This window comes from Sphingomonas sanguinis, from assembly GCF_019297835.1.
Classification (GTDB): domain Bacteria; phylum Pseudomonadota; class Alphaproteobacteria; order Sphingomonadales; family Sphingomonadaceae; genus Sphingomonas; species Sphingomonas sanguinis_D.
Genome location: NZ_CP079203.1, coordinates 2,420,914 through 2,437,654, shown reverse-complemented (window position 1 = coordinate 2,437,654; position 16,741 = coordinate 2,420,914). Strand labels below are relative to the sequence as shown.

At 67.6% G+C, this 16,741-nt stretch carries 16 protein-coding genes and 1 other annotated feature; of the genes, 7 read left to right on the top strand and 9 right to left on the bottom strand.

All coding sequences use genetic code 11. The features are described 5' to 3' along the window. Positions 1-12: 12 nt before the first annotated feature. The gene (gene adh, locus KV697_RS11380; RefSeq protein ID WP_219018284.1) at positions 13-1,524 is read right to left on the bottom strand and encodes an aldehyde dehydrogenase; all 1,512 of its coding nucleotides are present in this window, start codon (positions 1,522-1,524) and stop codon (positions 13-15) included. A gap of 186 nt (positions 1,525-1,710) precedes the next feature. On the opposite strand from adh, the gene KV697_RS11375 reads away from it, so the two are divergent. After that, on the top strand, positions 1,711-2,751 hold the full coding sequence (locus tag KV697_RS11375; protein ID WP_219018283.1) for a sigma-54-dependent Fis family transcriptional regulator: 1,041 nt from the start codon (positions 1,711-1,713) through the stop codon (positions 2,749-2,751). An 83-nt stretch (positions 2,752-2,834) separates the two neighbouring features. Continuing rightward, the gene (locus KV697_RS11370) at positions 2,835-3,371 is read left to right on the top strand and encodes a hypothetical protein (protein ID WP_219018282.1); all 537 of its coding nucleotides are present in this window, start codon (positions 2,835-2,837) and stop codon (positions 3,369-3,371) included. Positions 3,372-3,504: 133 nt separating this feature from the next. On the opposite strand, the gene KV697_RS11365 is transcribed toward KV697_RS11370, so the two are convergent. From KV697_RS11365 to KV697_RS11350, 4 genes are read right to left on the bottom strand one after another with little or no spacing between them, the layout of a single operon-like run. Then, entirely contained in the window at positions 3,505-4,215 is a 711-nt protein-coding gene (locus KV697_RS11365; RefSeq protein WP_219018281.1) for a Crp/Fnr family transcriptional regulator, read from the bottom strand. Positions 4,216-4,272: 57 nt separating this feature from the next. After that, positions 4,273-4,389: a cytochrome bd-I oxidase subunit CydX gene (cydX, locus tag KV697_RS11360; RefSeq protein WP_219018280.1), complete on the bottom strand. Its 117-nt coding sequence runs from the start codon at positions 4,387-4,389 to the stop codon at positions 4,273-4,275. Between the two features lie 14 nt (positions 4,390-4,403). Further along, complete coding sequence (gene cydB / locus KV697_RS11355) at positions 4,404-5,543, bottom strand: cytochrome d ubiquinol oxidase subunit II (RefSeq protein WP_219018279.1); 1,140 nt, start codon at positions 5,541-5,543, stop codon at positions 4,404-4,406. Positions 5,544-5,556: 13 nt separating this feature from the next. Continuing rightward, positions 5,557-7,125 carry a cytochrome ubiquinol oxidase subunit I gene (locus KV697_RS11350; protein ID WP_219018278.1) on the bottom strand — a complete coding sequence of 523 codons (1,569 nt, stop codon included), beginning with the start codon at positions 7,123-7,125 and terminating at the stop codon, positions 5,557-5,559. 123 nt (positions 7,126-7,248) lie between these two features. Here KV697_RS11350 and cydD point away from each other — a divergent pair, with 123 nt between their 5' ends. Both cydD and KV697_RS11340 read left to right on the top strand, forming a co-directional pair. Continuing rightward, positions 7,249-8,883, top strand: coding sequence for a thiol reductant ABC exporter subunit CydD (gene cydD, locus KV697_RS11345; RefSeq protein WP_219018277.1), 1,635 nt, complete (start codon positions 7,249-7,251; stop codon positions 8,881-8,883). Then, positions 8,880-10,478 carry an amino acid ABC transporter ATP-binding/permease protein gene (locus KV697_RS11340; protein ID WP_219018276.1) on the top strand — a complete coding sequence of 533 codons (1,599 nt, stop codon included), beginning with the start codon at positions 8,880-8,882 and terminating at the stop codon, positions 10,476-10,478. The genes cydD and KV697_RS11340 overlap by 4 nt, the downstream gene beginning before the upstream one ends. Here the strand turns inward: KV697_RS11340 and KV697_RS11335 are convergent. Together KV697_RS11335 and hemN are read right to left on the bottom strand one after the other, a co-directional pair. After that, complete coding sequence (locus KV697_RS11335; protein ID WP_219018275.1) at positions 10,475-11,164, bottom strand: Crp/Fnr family transcriptional regulator; 690 nt, start codon at positions 11,162-11,164, stop codon at positions 10,475-10,477. The two genes, KV697_RS11340 and KV697_RS11335, sit on opposite strands and share 4 nt — an antisense overlap. After that, positions 11,154-12,476: an oxygen-independent coproporphyrinogen III oxidase gene (gene hemN / locus KV697_RS11330; RefSeq protein WP_219018274.1), complete on the bottom strand. Its 1,323-nt coding sequence runs from the start codon at positions 12,474-12,476 to the stop codon at positions 11,154-11,156. Before hemN ends, KV697_RS11335 begins: the two co-directional genes overlap by 11 nt. Positions 12,477-12,614: 138 nt before the next feature. Between hemN and KV697_RS11325 the strand changes: the two genes are divergently transcribed. Further along, positions 12,615-13,307: an OmpW/AlkL family protein gene (locus tag KV697_RS11325; protein WP_374011413.1), complete on the top strand. Its 693-nt coding sequence runs from the start codon at positions 12,615-12,617 to the stop codon at positions 13,305-13,307. A 563-nt stretch (positions 13,308-13,870) separates the two neighbouring features. Next, positions 13,871-14,410, top strand: a complete 540-nt coding sequence (locus KV697_RS11320; protein WP_219018272.1) for a hypothetical protein — start codon at positions 13,871-13,873, stop codon at positions 14,408-14,410. Between the two features lie 126 nt (positions 14,411-14,536). On the opposite strand, the gene KV697_RS11315 is transcribed toward KV697_RS11320, so the two are convergent. Next, complete coding sequence (locus KV697_RS11315) at positions 14,537-14,719, bottom strand: hypothetical protein (RefSeq protein ID WP_219021529.1); 183 nt, start codon at positions 14,717-14,719, stop codon at positions 14,537-14,539. Here KV697_RS11315 and KV697_RS11310 point away from each other — a divergent pair. Continuing rightward, a complete protein-coding gene (locus KV697_RS11310) occupies positions 14,660-15,418 on the top strand; it encodes an alpha/beta hydrolase family esterase (RefSeq protein ID WP_219018271.1) in 759 nt (252 codons plus the stop codon). The two genes, KV697_RS11315 and KV697_RS11310, sit on opposite strands and share 60 nt — an antisense overlap. Here KV697_RS11310 and KV697_RS11305 read toward each other — a convergent pair. Further along, positions 15,382-16,613, bottom strand: a protein-coding gene (locus tag KV697_RS11305; RefSeq protein WP_219018235.1) for an IS3 family transposase whose coding sequence is annotated in 2 segments (ribosomal slippage) — positions 15,382-16,322 and positions 16,322-16,613 — 1,233 coding nt in all. Because the reading frame shifts where the segments join, the coding sequence is not laid out codon by codon here. The two genes, KV697_RS11310 and KV697_RS11305, sit on opposite strands and share 37 nt — an antisense overlap. Beyond that, positions 16,213-16,329: a sequence feature (AL1L pseudoknot), on the bottom strand. Its footprint overlaps the gene before it by 117 nt. Positions 16,614-16,741 lie beyond the last annotated feature (128 nt).

Here is a 16,741-nt window from a genome sequence, read left to right as displayed (position 1 = left end):
CCTTGACCGCCGTCAAAAAAAGCCGAGCTTCTTCGCCGAATAGCTGACCAGCAGATTCTTGGTCTGCTGGTAGTGATCCAGCATCATGCGGTGCGTCTCGCGCCCAATGCCCGAGCGTTTGTAGCCGCCGAACGCCGCGTGCGCGGGATAGGCGTGGTAGCAGTTGGTCCAGACGCGGCCCGCCTGGATCGCCCGGCCCATGCGGTAGGCCCGCGTGCCGTCGCGCGTCCACACGCCCGCGCCCAGGCCATAGAGCGTGTCGTTGGCGATGCGCAGCGCTTCCTCATCGTCCTTGAAGGTCGCGACCGAGACGACGGGGCCGAAGATTTCTTCCTGGAAGACGCGCATCCTGTTGTGGCCGCTCAGTACCGTCGGCTTGACATAATAGCCCTCCAGCCCCTCGGGCCGGTTGCGGGTGCCGCCGGTCAGCACCCGGGCACCCTCGTCGCGGCCGATGTCGAGATAGCCGAGGATCTTGTCCATCTGCTCCTGCGACGCCTGCGCGCCGACCATGGTGGCGGGGTCGAGCGGATCGCCCTGGATCATCGCCTCGACGCGGGCGACCGCCTTTTCCATGAAGCGGTCATAGATGGATTCGTGGACCAGCGCGCGGCTCGGGCAAGTGCAGACCTCGCCCTGGTTGAGTGCGAACATGGCGAACCCTTCGATCGCCTTATCGAGATAATCGTCATCCTCGGCCGCCACGTCGCCGAAGAAGATGTTGGGGCTCTTGCCGCCCAGCTCCAGCGTCACCGGGATCAGATTTTCGGACGCATAGGACATGATGAGCTGGCCGGTCGTCGTCTCGCCGGTAAAGGCGATCTTGGCGATGCGCGGGTTCTGGGCGAGCGGCTTGCCTGCCTCGACGCCATAGCCGTTGACGATGTTGAGCACGCCCTCGGGCAGCAGGTCGGCGATCAGTTCGGCCAGCACCATGATCGAGGCGGGGGTCTGTTCGGCGGGTTTCAGCACCACGCAATTGCCCGCCGCCAGCGCGGGCGCGAGTTTCCAGCAGGCCATCAGCAGCGGGAAGTTCCACGGGATGATCTGCCCCACCACGCCCAGCGGTTCGTGGAAATGATAGGCGACCGTATCGTGGTCGATCTCGGAAATGCCGCCTTCCTGTGCGCGGATGCAGCCCGCGAAATAACGGAAATGGTCGATCGCCAGCGGCAGGTCGGCGGCGGTCGTCTCGCGGATCGGCTTGCCATTGTCCCAGGTCTCGGCGGTGGCGAGCAGGGCGAGGTTCTCCTCCATCCGGTCGGCGATGCGGTGCAGGATCAGCGCGCGCTCGGCGACGCTGGTACGGCCCCACGCGTCCTTGGCCTTGTGCGCGGCATCGAGCGCCAGCTCGACATCGGCGGCTTGGCTCCGCGCGACCTGGCAGATGACCTGCCCGTCGATGGGGGAGCGGTTGTCGAACCAGCGTCCCTCGACCGGATCGACCCAGCGGCCGCCGATGAAATTGGCATAGCGCTGTTTGAACGGCGCGGTGCGGGTTTTGATGGTTTCCTGGATCGTCATGGAACCTCTCCTTGGTCTGTTATGACCCAAGGCTCTGCCCGTCGTGCCCGAGGGGCAAGACGATGCGCGACGAAGTATAGGCGACGTGGTGGACTTTCCGGGGCCGAGGCGTAGCATGTGTCGCACGGCGCGACGCGAAAGACGTGCCGGTGTCGCAACTTGCGACAGTTGGAGAAGGATGCGGCGATGGACGGCGCCGGTATAGAACAGGGGCGACGCGCCTATTTCGACGAGGGGCAATTGCCCCTCGAAACCGTGCGCCAGCCGGTGCTGCGATCATGGTTGCGATGCACCGACATGGGGCTGGCGCAGGGACGGCTTCAGGGCGGCGGACCGCTGGCCGAAAGCGAACTCCATGCGCTGCGCCAGCGACGCGAATCGCTACGTCGCCTGTGTCGCCCGGAGCTGGAGATGCTGGCGGGCGAGGCGCGCGATACGGGCAGCGTCGTGATCCTGGCGGACGCCGACGGCATGATCCTCGATAGCATCGGCGACACCGGCTTTCTGTCCCGCGCGGCGCAGGTGGCGCTCAGGCCCGGTGTCTCCTGGACCGAGGCGAGCACCGGGACCAACGCGATCGGCACCGCCATTGCCGAGCGTCGGCCGATCGCCGTCCATGGCCCCGAGCATTTCTTTGCCGAACATGCGGTGCTGAGTTGCGCAGCGACGCCGATCCTCGACCCGCGCGGCGCGATCGTCGGCGCGCTCGACATATCGGGACCGTCGGCCAGTGGCCATGGCCATGCACTGGGGCTGATCCGGCTGGCGGTCGACCAGATCGAGCATCGGCTGTTCCGCGACCGGTTCGCCGATTGCCGCGTGCTGCGGATGCATGACGATGCCGCGATGCTGGGCACTGCGCGCGAGGGGATATTGGTGTTCCGCGACGATCGGCTGGTCGCCGCCAACCGGCGCGGGCTATCGCTGGTCGGGCGCAGCTGGGAGGCACTGGACGATGCGGCACTCGGCGAACTGGTGGATACGCGGGGGCAGGCGGCGCGGGGCCGATTGCGCCTGGCCAATGGCGCGACGCTGATCGGTGGTTGGGATGCCGAAGGGCGGGGCGGCGGCGTCGAACTGCCCCCGCCCGCTCGCCCATTGGCCGACGAGCGGGCGGGGGCGATCGACGCGGCGCTGGCGGCACATGACGGCAATGTCTCGGCGGCGGCGCGGCAACTGGGCGTCCATCGCAGCACCATCCACCGGCACCTCGCCCGCCAGCACTGAACGCAGCCGCCCGACGCTTTGACCATCGTCAATGCGGCGCCCACGTCCCTTCGTCACCAGAGGCGCGAAGGAGAAGACCCGCGATGGATCGCAACCCGCTTCAAGGCAGCGTCGTGCCGTTCGCGCGGCGCTGGCACGTCATCCAGGAGATCGACCTGATCCGCCTGGTGCAGGAGCATCGTCGTCGGCTGGCGCTGTGCGGGCAGGCGGAGGCGATGGCGGATGCCTTGCCCGATCGCCCCGACGCTCCGACCATGACGCAGTTCCTGCACGCGCTGGAGACGCTGGTGACGCGCGGCGAGCAGGCGGACGGCGTCTATCTGGAGGCGATGCTGTCCAACGGGCGGGCCGATCCGCTCACCGATACGCTTCTCGACCATGTCCGCCACCGGCATGAGGCGGATGCGGCGGCGGCGCGCGAACTGGTCGCGGCCTTTGCCGAGGCGGATGCCTTCGCTGCGCCCGAGACGCTGGGCCATATGCTGCGCAGCTTCTTCAACGGATGCCGCCGCGCGGTCGATTTCGAGCAACTGGCCATCATCGCGCTGGCCGGACACCGTCTGACCCCGGAGGCGCGCGGCCTGCTGGTCGATGCGCTGGCCGAGAGTTTGGCGGCTTAGGGGCTGATCCAGTAAAAGCTGGATCAGCGGCGGCACCGGCCCGCTCCCCCACCCGACCTCCCATTCAGGATACGCTGTGGGAGGTTGGGTGGGGGAGCGGGCCGGTGCCGCATCCACGTAAGTGGATCAAACTCTAGGCCGCCTCGGCACGTGCCGCCAATGCCTCGCGGTCGCTGATCGTGATGGCGCGGCCGCCGGGCAGGCCGATCACGCCGCTCTGCTTCATCCGGGTCAGCTGGCGGCTGACCGTCTCGATCGTCATGCCCAGCACATCGGCGATCTGCCCGCGCGTCAGCGGCAGGTCGAACGTCACCGGCCCGTCGCGGCTGGCCCGGCACCCGCTGGCCCCGGCCCGCGCCGCCATGTCGAGCAGGAAACCCGCCAGCTTCTCCCCCGCCGACTTGCGCGCCAGTACCAGCATCCGCCCCCGCGCCTCGTTCAGCGATTCGAAGGTCCGCTGGAGCAACAGGCGCTCCATGCGCTGATGATCCTCCAGCACCCGCTCGAAGGCGGCGCGGGGAAAGACGCACAGCTCCGCCTCGGTCAGCGCGGTCAGGGTGAAGTCGACATCGCCCGCATAGGGCTGTCCGAAGAAATCGGCGGGGTAGAGCAGGCCGACCGTCTGCTCGCGGCCGTCGGCGGTGGCGGCGACCAGCTTCAGCACACCGGTCAGCAGGTTGCCGCAGATCACCGCCTCGTCGCCCGCCCAGGCGATGGTCTGGCCGCGCACGACCCGGCGGCGCTGGCCGATGGCGTTCAGGGCGAGCAGTTCCCGGTCGTCCAGGCTGCCGCACAAGGCCCGGTCGCGCACCGCGCAATCGGCACAGATGTCGTTCGGGATCATGGCCTTGCCCTATAATGCGGCCATGATCCCCTGTCGTCGGACGGATTGTCCTATCTGTTAGCGATCTGGCGACACGTCATCCTCGCGCGGCAGATGGAATTCGTGCCAGATGCCGTTGAGGATGCCGAAGCCGATCGCCAGGCCGAGGCCCAGGACCCAGGAGAAATACCACATGGGTCGTTCCTTTCTCAGTAGAAGTCGGGATGGGTGCGCACCGCGTCCGCCGTCACGCGGCCGAACATCACCCGGTAAGCCCAGGCGGTGTAAGCGAGCACGATCGGTAGGAAGACGAGCGTGACGAACAGCATGATGCCAAGCGTCTTCTGCGTGGACGAGGCGTTCCACACCGTCAGGCTGCTATGCGGGTCGATGCTGGACGGCAGGATGAAGGGGAACATCGCGCAACCGACCGTGGCAATGATCCCCGTCGCGGCGAGCGACGATCCGGCAAAGGCCAGCGCCTCGCGACCGCTGCGGATACCCACCAGCGCCAGCGCGGCTCCGGCAAAGCCCAGCGCGGGCAGCGCCATCATCCACGGATAGGTCGCATAATTGTCGAGCCATGCGCCGCCCGCTTGCTCCGCCGTCATGCGCAAGGGATTGGACGGGCCGAGCGGATCGACCGCGCCGACGATCCGGTAGCCGATATCGCCCCATGCGACGAAGGCGAAGCCGACCGCGAACAGCAGGATCGAGGCGATGGCCGCCACCGTCCCGAACGCCCGCGCCCGGTCATGAACGGGACCATGTTCGACCTTGATCGACAGCCACGCCGCGCCGTGCAGCACCAGCATCGCCACCGACAACAGCCCGCAGACCAGCGTGAAGGGCGTGAACAGCCCGAGCAAAGTGCCGTCGTAAAAGGCGCGCAGATCGCCATCGAGGCGGAAGGGCGCGCCGAGCAGCACATTGCCGACCGCGACGCCGAAGACGAGGGCTGGTACCAGTCCCCCGACGAACAGCGCCCAGTCCCAGCGGGTGCGCCAGGCCGGGTCCGGCTTTTTCGAGCGATATTTGAACCCCACCGGCCGCAGGATCAGCGCGGCCAGCACCAGGAACATCGCGAGGTAGAAGCCCGAAAAGCTGACCGCATAGACGAACGGCCAGGCCGCGAAGATCGCACCGCCACCTAGGATGAACCAGACCTGGTTTCCCTCCCAGGTCGGCCCGATCGAATTGATGACCATCCGCCGCTCGGCATCGCTGCGCGCGACGAAGGGCAGCAGCGCGGCGACGCCGAGGTCGAACCCGTCGGTCAGCGCGAAGCCGATCAGCAGGACGCCCAGCAGCGCCCACCAGATCAGGCGCAACATCTCATAATCGAACATGTCCTGGCCTCCTTCAGGCGGTGACGGGAATGGCGGCGGGGATCGGGCCGGGCGCGGGCTGGTCGTTCCGCTCCTCCGGGCCGTGCGCGATGGCGGCGAGGATCAGGCGGACCTCGATCACCGCCAGCACGCCGTAAAGCGCGGTAAAGCCCGCCAGCGTGGTCCACAGCGCACCGCGCGACAGCGAACTGGTCGCCAGGAAGGTCGGCAGCACGCCCTCAATCGCCCAGGGCTGGCGACCCAGCTCGGCGACCACCCAGCCCAGTTCGATCGCGATCCAGGGCAGCGGGATCGCCGCCACAGCAAGGCGGAGGAACCAGCGCGAATCCATGTGCATCCGCAGCGAGCACAGGGTGAAGGCGGTGGCGAACAGCGCGATCATCGCAAAGCCGATCGCTGCCATGATGCGGAAGCTCCAGAAGAGCAGGCCGACATCGGGCACCGTGTCCCAGGCCGCTGCCTCGATCTGCTGCGGCGTCGCGGTGCGCGGATCGGCCATCTGGCGCTTGAGCAGCAGGGCATAGCCCAGGTCGCGCTTGTGCGCCTCGAACCGGGCGCGCTGGGCGACATCGGTCGGGTTCTCCTTCAGCCGCTGGACCGCGTCATAGGCGATCACGCCTGAAGCGATCCGCTCCTGCGCCTTCAGCACCAGCTCGGACATGCCAGTGACCGTGCCGTCCAGGCTGCGCGTCGCGATCAGGCCGAGCAGCCAGGGAATCTCGACCTTGTACCGCGTCTCGCGGGCCACCGTGTCGGGATAGCCGAACAGGGTCAGGCCGGACGGGCCGGGCTCGGTGTGCCAGACCGCCTCGATCGCGGCGAGCTTCATCTTCTGGTTGTCGGTCAGCGCATAGCCGCTCTCGTCGCCCAGCACGACGACCGACAGCGACGAGGCGAGGCCGAACGCCGCCGCCACCGTCATCGACCGGCGCGCAACGGGCAGGAAGCGGCCCTTCAGCAGCCAGAAGGCGGACACGCCCAGCACCACGACCGAGGCGCAGACATAGCCCGCGCTGACGGTGTGAACGAACTTGGCCTGGGCGACGGGATTGAACAGCACCGCGCCGAAGTCGGCGACCTCCATGCGCATCGTATCGGGATTGAAACTCGCCCCGACCGGATTCTGCATCCAGCCATTGGCGACCAAGATCCACAGCGCCGACAAATTGGTGCCCAGCGCGACCATGAAGGTGACGATCAGATGGCCGAGCTTAGACAGGCGATCCCAGCCGAAGAACATCAGCCCCACGAACGTCGCCTCCAGGAAGAAGGCCATCAGCCCCTCGATCGCCAGCGGCGCACCGAAGATGTCGCCGACATAATGCGAGAAATAGGACCAGTTGGTGCCGAACTGGAACTCCATGGTCAGGCCAGTGGCGACGCCAAGCACGAAGTTGATGCCGAAGATCTTGTCCCAGAAGCGCGTCGTCACGCGCCATTCCGGGCGATTGGTCATGACATAGACCGACTCCATGATGACCAGCATCATCGACAGGCCGAGCGTCAGCGGCACGAACAGGAAGTGATACAAGGCGGTGGCCGCGAATTGCAGTCGCGACAGGTCTACGATGCCGGGGTCCATAGCATGTCTCCATAAGAGGAGCCGCCCCCGGCCCCTTGCCGAGCGACTCGCTAGGCCTGGCGCACCGTGCCGACATTGACCGCGGTCAAAGACGATGGGGGCGGTCGGCGCGACCATCGGGGCATGACGACGATCGCCCATGCCCCCCCGACACCCCGGCTGCGCAACCGCTGGTTGAAGGGGGCGGCCGGGCGGCGCGACGGGGTGGCGGGCCTGTTGCTGCTCGATACGCTGGCGGCGATCGGTTTCGCGGCGGGGATCGCGGGCGGCGTGACGGCGGTGACGGGGCAGGGGGCGGTGCTTCCCTGGGCCGCGCTGATGCTCGGCACGGGGGCGTTGCGCGGGGTGTTCGCGACCCTGGCCTTGCGGCGGGGGGCGGTGAGGGCGGGGGCGGTCAAGCGCGCGCAACGGCTTCGCGCCGTGGCCGCCACGCTGCGTCGCAAGCCCGGTGCCCCGATCGATAGCGGCCTGCTCGCCAGCCAGGCCGTCGATGCGGTCGAGGCGCTGGACGGCTATGTCGCCCGCTTCCTGCCCGCGCGGTGGGCCGCCGCCATCGCGCCGATGCTGGTCCTCGCCGCGACCGCCTGTGCCAGCTGGGTGGCGGCGGTCATTCTCGCAGCCACGCTGCTGCCGTTCGTGGCCGCGATGATCCTGGCGGGCGGCGCGGCGGCGGACGAGTCGCGGCGGCAATTCGTCGCCCTGCACCGCCTGTCGGCCCGCTTCGCCGACCGGGTGCGCAGCTTGCCGGTCGTGCTGGCCTTCCGGGCCGAGGCACGCGAGACCGAGGCGATCGGCACGGCGGCGCAGGAACTGGCCGAGCGGACCATGCGCGTCCTGCGGGTGGCCTTCCTGTCCTCCGCCGCGCTGGAGTTCTTCGCGGCGCTGTCGGTCGCGCTGGTCGCGGTCTATTGCGGTTTCGCGCTGCTCGGCCTGCTGCCCTTCGCCGCGCCCGAGACGCTGACCCTCGCCCGAGCCTTTTTCGTGCTGGCGCTTGCGCCCGAATTCTACGCCCCGATGCGCCGCCTTGCCGCGGCCTATCATGACAAGCAGGCGGCGGAGACGGCCGCCGATACGCTGATGCCGCTGGCCGAACCGCCGGAGCCTGTGCCCGTGGTTCCGGTCACGGCTCCGCTGATCCTGCGCGATGTCGCCATCCATTATCCGGGCAGCGACGCCCCGGCCGTCTCGCACCTGTCGCTGCGGATCGAGGCGGGCGAGACGGTGGCGCTGCTCGGCCCCTCGGGCAGCGGCAAGACCAGCGTCCTGCATCTGCTGCTGGGCCTCGCGCCGCTATCGGGGGGAACGGTCGAGGCGGGCGCTGTCCCGCTCACCTCACTGGCGGGGCAGGCGAGTTGGGCGGGGCAGCATCCCCTGCTGATCGCGGGCACGATCCGCGACAATCTGACGCTCGCCCATCCCCAGGCGGATGAGCTGGTGATCCAGCGCGCGGTCGCGGCGGCGGGCTTGGGGCCGATGCTTGCGGCCCGGCCGGGTGGCCTCGACGCGCCGCTCGATGCGCGGGGCAGCGGACTGTCGGGCGGCGAGCGGCGGCGGATCGCGCTGGCCCGCGCGCTGCTCGCCCCCGCACCCTTCCTGCTTCTCGACGAGCCGACCGCGCATCTCGACCCCGCCGCCGAAGCCGCGCTGATCGCGACCATCGCACGCGCCGCGAAGGGACGCACGACGCTGATCGCCACCCACAGCCCCGCGCTGGCCGCCATCGCGACTCGCGTCGTTCATCTGGGACACACCGCATGACACTCCACAGCCTGATCGCCGCCGAACGCTGGCGGGAACGCCGTCGCCTGCGACAGGCGGGGCTTTGTGCCGCGCTGGTCGCGATCGCGTCGTTGCTGCTGCTGGCCCTTTCGGGCTGGTTCCTGACCGCCGCCGCGCTGGCGGGCGGGGCGGGGATCGTCGCGGCGCAGGCGTTCAACTATATGCTGCCTTCCGCGATGATCCGGTTGCTCGCGATCGTGCGAACCGGCGCGCGCTATGGCGAGCGGCTGGCGAGCCATAGCGCAGCCTTTGGTGCGCTCGCCCGGCTGCGGCCTGCGCTCTACCGTGCGCTGACCGTCGCGCCGCCTTCGGTTGCGCTGGCGCTTGGCCGGGGCGAGGCGACCGCGCGGCTGATCGGCGATGTCGATGCGGTGGAATGGCGCTTCGTCCGTTTGTCGGGTCCATGGGGCGTCGCGGCGGCGCTGGCGTCGGGGGCGGCGCTGACGCTGCTCGGCGGATGGCTGGCCATGGTGGCGACGCTGGTCTGTGTCGGGGGAGCGCTTGGGCTGGCCCGAGCCTGGGCGGACCAGTTGGAACAGCCCGGCCGCGCGGTGCAGCGGGCGATGGGCGCGCTGCGCGAGGAGATGGCGACGATCGGCGGCGCGGCGGCGGAACTCCGCTGCTTCGCGCTGGAGGATTGGGCGACCGCCCGCATCGCGGCGGCGAGCGACCGGCTGGCCGAGGCGCAGGCCCGGCAGGCGGCGGTGGCCGCACGGTTCGAGGCGCTCCATGCGATCAGCGTCGCGCTGGCGGCGGCCTCGGCGCTGGTCCTGTCGGCGGGGGCGGGCGCCCCGATCGCGGCGTTGGTGACGCTGGCGGCGGCGATGACGGCCGATGCGACCGTGCCGATCCTGCGCGCGATGACCGAGCGTGGACGGCTGCGCGAGGCGGAGGCTCGGCTAGAAACACTGTTCGCATCAGCAGAAGCGCGTCCGGCTGCGGACGAGGCGTGCGACGCGACCCTCATGATCGAAGGCACCCGGTTCGCGCCGGGCAACCGGATCGCGCTGACGGGGCCATCGGGTTGCGGCAAGACGACGATGGTCGAGGGATTGCTGGGCCTTCGTCCGCTCCCGCCCGGCCGGATCGTGATCGGGGGCCGGGATGTGGCCTCCATCGCACCTGAAGCCCTGCGCGCGACCTTTGCCTGGGCTCCACAGGACGCGGCGCTGTTGGCGGGCACGGTTCGCGACAATCTGCGGCTGGCCGATGACCGTGCGGGCGAGGACCGGCTGTGGCAGGCGTTGCACGACGCCGCGCTCGACGACGTGGTGCGCGCCTTGCCCGAGGGGCTCGGTACCCGGCTGGGCGAGGATGGGGCGCGGCTGTCGGGCGGCGAGCGGCGGCGGCTGTCGCTGGCGCGGGCCTATCTGGCGGAAGCGCCGTGGCTGCTGCTCGACGAACCGGGCGAGGGGCTGGATGCGGCGGTGGCGGCGCAGGTCGCGCGGCGCCTGGATGCGCGGCTGAAGCGGACCGGGCAGGGGATGATCCTGGTCAGCCATCGCCCGGTGCTCTCGGCCCTGTGCGATCGCCAATGGGTGGCTGACGCGGCAAGCCGTCGATCCGCCGCCTAACCCGCGATCTCGGCCAGTCGGACCGGATCGAGCAGGCGCACGCCCCTCAGCCCGGATAGGGCGATCAACTCGCCCTGCTGGAACGCGGTCATGTGACGGCTGACCGTCTCCACCGCCAGGCCCAGCGCCTCCGCCATCGCAGCCCGTGATAGCGGCAGACGGAATGTTGCGTCCCCTGCCACCTCGCCCCGACGCGCCATGTCGAGCAACAATGCGGCGACCCGCGCCTCGGCCCGCGCGCGGGCCAGCATCGGCATCCAGCGTCTCACCTCGGCCAGCGTCGCCATCGTCCGGCGTAGCAGCAAACGCCCGGCGGCGGGATGGTGGACCAGCAGCGCCTCCAGCGCCGGACGCGGATAGACGCACAGATCGGCATCGCTCAGCGCCGCGACCGTATCGACCGACCTTTCGGCAAAGAGCATGCCGACGAAATCGCCGGGATAGAGCAACCCGACGATCTGAACGCCGCCATCCGCCTCCAAGCGCGACACCTTGAGCACGCCGGAGACGAGATTGGCGCAATGGCTGGCCGGATCGCCGCTCCAGCCGAATGCCTGTCCGGCGCTCAACCGGCGGCGACGACCGATATCGTGAAGCGCGGCAAGCGCCGCGCCGCCCAGTCCGTCGCATAGCGCCATGCCACGCGCGGCACAGGCGGCGCAGCGTGGCGGCAGGTCAGACAGCATGACTGAAACGCGTGTCGTCCTCGTTGCGCCACGCGTCGAAGGCGGCGGCGATGCTGCGCGCATAAGGCCGCGCGTCGGCCGTCAGGCGCAGGCGATGGCCTTCCCATCGGATCAGTCCGGCCCGCTCGAAAGGGGAGAGACGGGCAGGGATGGCGTCGCGCTCCGGCAGGCCGTGCGTATCGGCGACCCCGTGGCACAGCACCCCCGCAATCGCTGCACCCCGCCGCCGGTCGAGCGGCGTCCGCCGGAGACCGCGCGCGGTCGCGAACCGACCGGCGCCGATCGCCTGGTGCCATTCGCCCGCCTTCTTCGCGTTCTGGAGCAGGCGGTCGGGAAACGCGCTGATCGCGCTGGCACCCAGGCCGATCAGGATGTCGGCGGGATCGTCGGTAAAACCCTGGAAATTGCGGCGCAGCGTGCCCTTCGCCGCCGCCTGTGCCAGCGGATCGTCGGGCTTGGCGAAGTGATCGAAGCCGACCACCCGGTACCCCGCCGCCGTCAATCGTTCATGCGCCGCTGCGGCCTGTGCGAAGCGCGCCGCAGCGCCGGGGAGCGAGGTCGCGTCGATCCGGCGCTGGCGCGGGATCAAATGGGGGACATGCGCATAGCCGAAGACCGCCAGCCGCTCGGGCGCAAGCGCGATCGTTTCCTCCAGCGTGGCCCGAAGCGCCGCGTCGGTCTGTCCGGGCAGGCCGTACATCAGGTCGAAGTTGATCGATCCGACCCCGGCCCCGCGCAACAGCGAGACGGCGCGGATGATGTCCTCGCGCGGCTGAACCCGGCCGATCGCCGCCTGGAGCAGGGAATCGAAGGTCTGCACGCCCAGGCTGACCCGCGCGACGCCGGTCTCGGCGATGACGCTCGCCCAGTCCTGCGCGAAGCCGCGCGGATCGATCTCCAGCGATAGCGGCGCGTCTTCACAGGCAAAGGCCCTGCGCAGATGCCCGACCAGCACCGCAAAGGCATCCGGCGAAATGGCGTTGGGACTGCCGCCGCCAAAGGCGATCCGCCCGATCCGTCCGCGCCCCGCCAGCCCGGTGGCGACCCTGTCGATCTCCCCATGCAGCCGGGCCAGATAGGCATCCAGCCGCGCCGTGCGGTTCGCCGCGCCGGTGTTGCACCCGCAATACCAGCAGATCGCCCGGCAATAGGGGATGTGCACATAAAGCGACACGTCCGCATCCGGATCGACGGCATCGAGCGCGGCGGCCATGTCCTCATGACCGACCCCGTCACCGAACTCCGCGGCAGTGGGATAGCTGGTGTAGCGCGGCACGGGCCGGGCGAGCAGGTCGGGATGATGGGGCCACATGGCTGATGGTCTGCTCCGACGATGCGGATGCGCCTTTGACCGCGGTCAAACCGGCGCTTGTCGACCGTCAAGGCGGCGGGCCGGGCGCGCGCCTAATCGGTCCTCCTGTACCGAAACAGGAGACAAGAAATGACCGCCATCAGAACCACCGCCGTCCTGCTCGCGCTCGCCAGCGTGGCGGTCGCCCCAGCGGCTTGGGCGCAGGCGGGGGCGGAGGAGGCGCCACGCGTCGGGGTGCGTGCCGGAGACGTCCTGATCCGCGCCCGCGCCATCCTGGTCGCCCCGAACAAGCGTTCGGGCAGCATCCTCCCCGCCTTTCCCGGTGAGACGGTCAAGGTCGACAACCGCGTCATGCCCGAGGTCGATGCGACCTATATGGCGACGGACCATGTCGGCTTCGAACTGATCGCCTCCACCACGAAGCACGCGATCAGCGGGGTGCGGGGCACGACCGGCAGCATCGGCAAACTCGCCTCCACCTGGGTCCTGCCGCCGACGCTCACCGTCCAATATCACCTTATGCCGACGCGCCATGTCCGCCCCTATGTCGGCGTAGGGATCAACTATACGATCTTCTGGAACGAAGCGGCGTCCGATGGCCTTCAATCTGCAGTGGGTCCGACCGAGGTTCACCTGAAGGATAGCGTCGGCTGGGCGGCGCAGGCTGGCGTGGATATGGACATCACCCGCCGCGTCTTCCTGAACCTCGACATCAAGTACATCGATATCGACACCAGGGCGCGTCTCGACAATGCCGCGCTGGGCCGTCAGCGCGTGAACGTCTCGCTCGACCCGCTGGTGGTCGGCATCGGCATTGGGATGCGCTTGTGATGCTGCCTGGAATAGACCGGAGGTCCGCCCGCAATCGCGGCGCCGAGCGGTGGGATCTCGAGGGTTTCCTGGGCCACCGTTCCGGCAGTCAGACCGAAACCTACGCGATCGGCGAATTTCCGACCGTCGTGACGGCTCTGACCGGCATCATTTCCGATCTGGAAGCTATGGCACCCGTTGCATTGCATCGGACTGTCACCGGAGACGGCCAGTCATATGCTTTCGCGGGATAGGTAAAAATGACGTAGTTTCAACTACGTGTCGATGGTGCGCTTACAGGACTCACATCATTCGATTCAGGCCGCAGAAAAGCTCGGGTTTTCGCCAGCGTCATAATTCGTGGCCCCCACGTGGCCCACATCAAATTCGGTCCCATTTTTGGCGTCGAACCTGCGTCGATTGGGACACCGTGCATTGCATCTAAACCTAATGAGATTGGCGATTCGGGGTGCCTTAAACCTTTCGTTGGGGGGCTACCGGCCACCCTCAGAAAGGAGAACCATTCATATTGTCTCCGATGGCCTGGTTTTTGATCCCCAGCGATTGCGGCGCGTTATGACGCTATGGCGCGCAAGCTGAAGGTATTCCGCACACCGATAGGGTTTTACGACGCCTATGTCGCAGCGCCTAGCCGAAAGGCCGCATTGCAAGCCTGGGGTGCGGATGCGGACCTGTTCGCTCGCGGTATGGCGGAAGAGGTTACTGACGCCACGCTGATGAAGGAGCCGTTGACGCACCCGGGCCAAGTCGTCCGCAAAATCCGTGGAACCATGGATGAGCACATGGCCGCTTTACCGGCGAACCCGAAACGCGAGCCGACGAATAAGACGGATGCCTATCTGCCTAAGGCGAAGCCCCGACCCACAAAGCCAAAGCCTCGCCCGTCTCGGTCAAAACTCGATCAGGCGGTACAATTAATCGAGGAAGCCGAGCAACGATACGATGCGGCGCGGCGTGATCTGGTCGCCCGCGAGGCAGCGCTCCGAAAGGAACGCCAAGCCTTGGAAGACGATCATGATCGAGAGCGCCAACGGCTCAAGAAGGCGCGCGCGGACCAAGAGAGAAGGTACCGCGATGCTATGGAGGCTTGGCGCGGTGGTTAGGCTGACTGAGGTGGGCAGGTTTGAAGGCAGAAAATGCCTTTATTAGGCGGATAGTTGGTGAATGTTCTACCGAAACAAGCCGTGCTTCGGTCTTGTTCAATATCCAGGCGTGATCCGCGGCCACAATCACTGCAAGCCCACCCACAGCAGATCGTAACGGCGACCACGCCTGCTGCCAGCTTTGGACACCCATCCATTGGTGTTGTAATCGCTTCTGAGAGCAACTGGCTGACCTCGGGGATCGGAAATATGGTAATTCTTCGTCTTCTGATTGCCCTGAGCCTTTGTTTCGGTGCTGCTGTCGCTCATGCCGAGTACCGCCTTGGCGACGTTGACGCCTTACCCGAACGACCATTGGTCTACCTTCCCGTGGCGCCCACAGCCGAGCCCATGCCGCTTGTGATTCTACTGCACGGCAGCACAGGCACCAGGGCAGAGATACTGCGCGATAGCCATCTTGCTGACACGGCGGATCGGCATGGCTTTGTGGTCGTAGCGCCTGACGGCGGTATGGCAGCAACTCACGGCTTTGTCTGGAATATTCCTGGCGTCCCTACGGTGGCGGGTACCTTGCCGCCAAAGGGCGCACGCGACGATGTGGCTTATCTGACGGACCTGGCCGACCGGCTTGTCGCAACCGGCTGTGTCGACGGCACACGCATATACGTAACCGGCTTGTCAGGTGGTGGACGGATGAGTTCCTGGCTTGGCTGCGTCGCCCCTCGACGTTTCGCTGCGATTGCGCCAGTCGTCGGACTGCGCGCCGGACGCCCGCTCGCGTCCGATCGAACGCAAGCCGATCCCGCAACCTGTCGCCCAGAAGTGCCGATGCCCGTTCTAGCTTTTGCCGGCGATGCTGATTCCACAAACCCGATCACCGGGGGCGGGGCCTCCTACTGGCAATATGCCCAGACCGTGGCTCTACAACGCTGTGAACCGCTCCGGGTTTGCCGGAGGCCATTGGATGTGAGTCACGCTGCCATATCGATGATGTTGGCGGCAGCATAGAATTGCTCTTCGGCTTCGGCAGGCGGGATGTTGCCGATGGGTTCTAGCAGCCGGCGATGGTTGAACCAGTCGACCCATTCCAGCGTGGCGTATTCGACGGCCTCGAAGCTGCGCCAGGGTCCGCGCTTGTGGATCACCTCGGCCTTGTAGAGGCCGTTGATGGTCTCGGCCAAAGCGTTGTCGTAGCTGTCTCCGACGCTTCCGACCGACGGCTCGATGCCCGCTTCGGTGAGGCGCTCGGTGTACTTGATGGACACATACTGGCTGCCGCGGTCGGAGTGGTGGACGAGGCCGCCACCCCGAAGTGGCCGACGGTCGTGCAGTGCCTGCTCAAGCGCATCAAGGACGAAGCCGGCATGCGCGCTCTGGCTGGCGCGCCAGCCGACGATCCGGCGGGCATAGGTGTCAATGACGAAGGCGACGTAGACAAAGCCTGCCCAGGTCGCGACGTAGGTGAAGTCCGACACCCAGAGCATGTTCGGCGCCGGCGCACGGAATTGCCGGTTTACCCGGTCGAGCGGGCATGACGCCGTCCTGTCGCTGACAGTGGTGCGCACCGGCTTGCCGCGGATCACGCCGGCCAAGCCCATCGTCCGCATCAGGCGGGCAACGGTGCAGCGGGCGATGTCGAACCCCTCCCGCCGCAGCTGGCGCCAGACCTTGCGCACGCCGTAGACGCGGAAGTTCTCCTCGAACACGCGGCGCACCTCCAGCCCGAGCGCATCATCACGCCGAGCCCGAGCCGACCTCCTGGTCGGCTCAATCCTTCTGGCTGCATGCGCATGGTAGGTGGATGGGGCGATCGGCAGAACCCGGCAGATCGGCTCGACCCCGTACACCTCACGATGCGCGTCGATGAACGACACCATCACCTCGCTCGGCGGTCGAGCTCCGCCATCGCAAAATACGCCGACGCTTTCCTGAGTATCTCGTTGGCCTGGCGCAGCTCCCGGTTCTCGCGTTCCAACGCCTTCATCCGGTCGGCAACATCGCTCGGCACGCCGACACGCGTGCCGCTATCGACCTCGGCCTTCTTCACCCACTCGTGCAGAGTTTGGCCGGCACAGCCAATCTTCGCTGCAATCGACACCACCGTTGCCCAGCGCGACGGGTGATCCTTCTCGTGATCCAGCACCATCCGCACGGCGCGCGCGCGCACCTCAGGCGAAAACTTGTTCGTGGTCTTGCTCGTCATAGCCCCTTCCTCTCAGGAGTTGGAGCCTCCGACAAACCCGGCGCGGTTCACTGGGCCGTGCTAAACGGCTGCTCCCAACCTTTTGCTCGCAATCTGAGCGCTATGATCTACGAGCAAGGTTACGCACG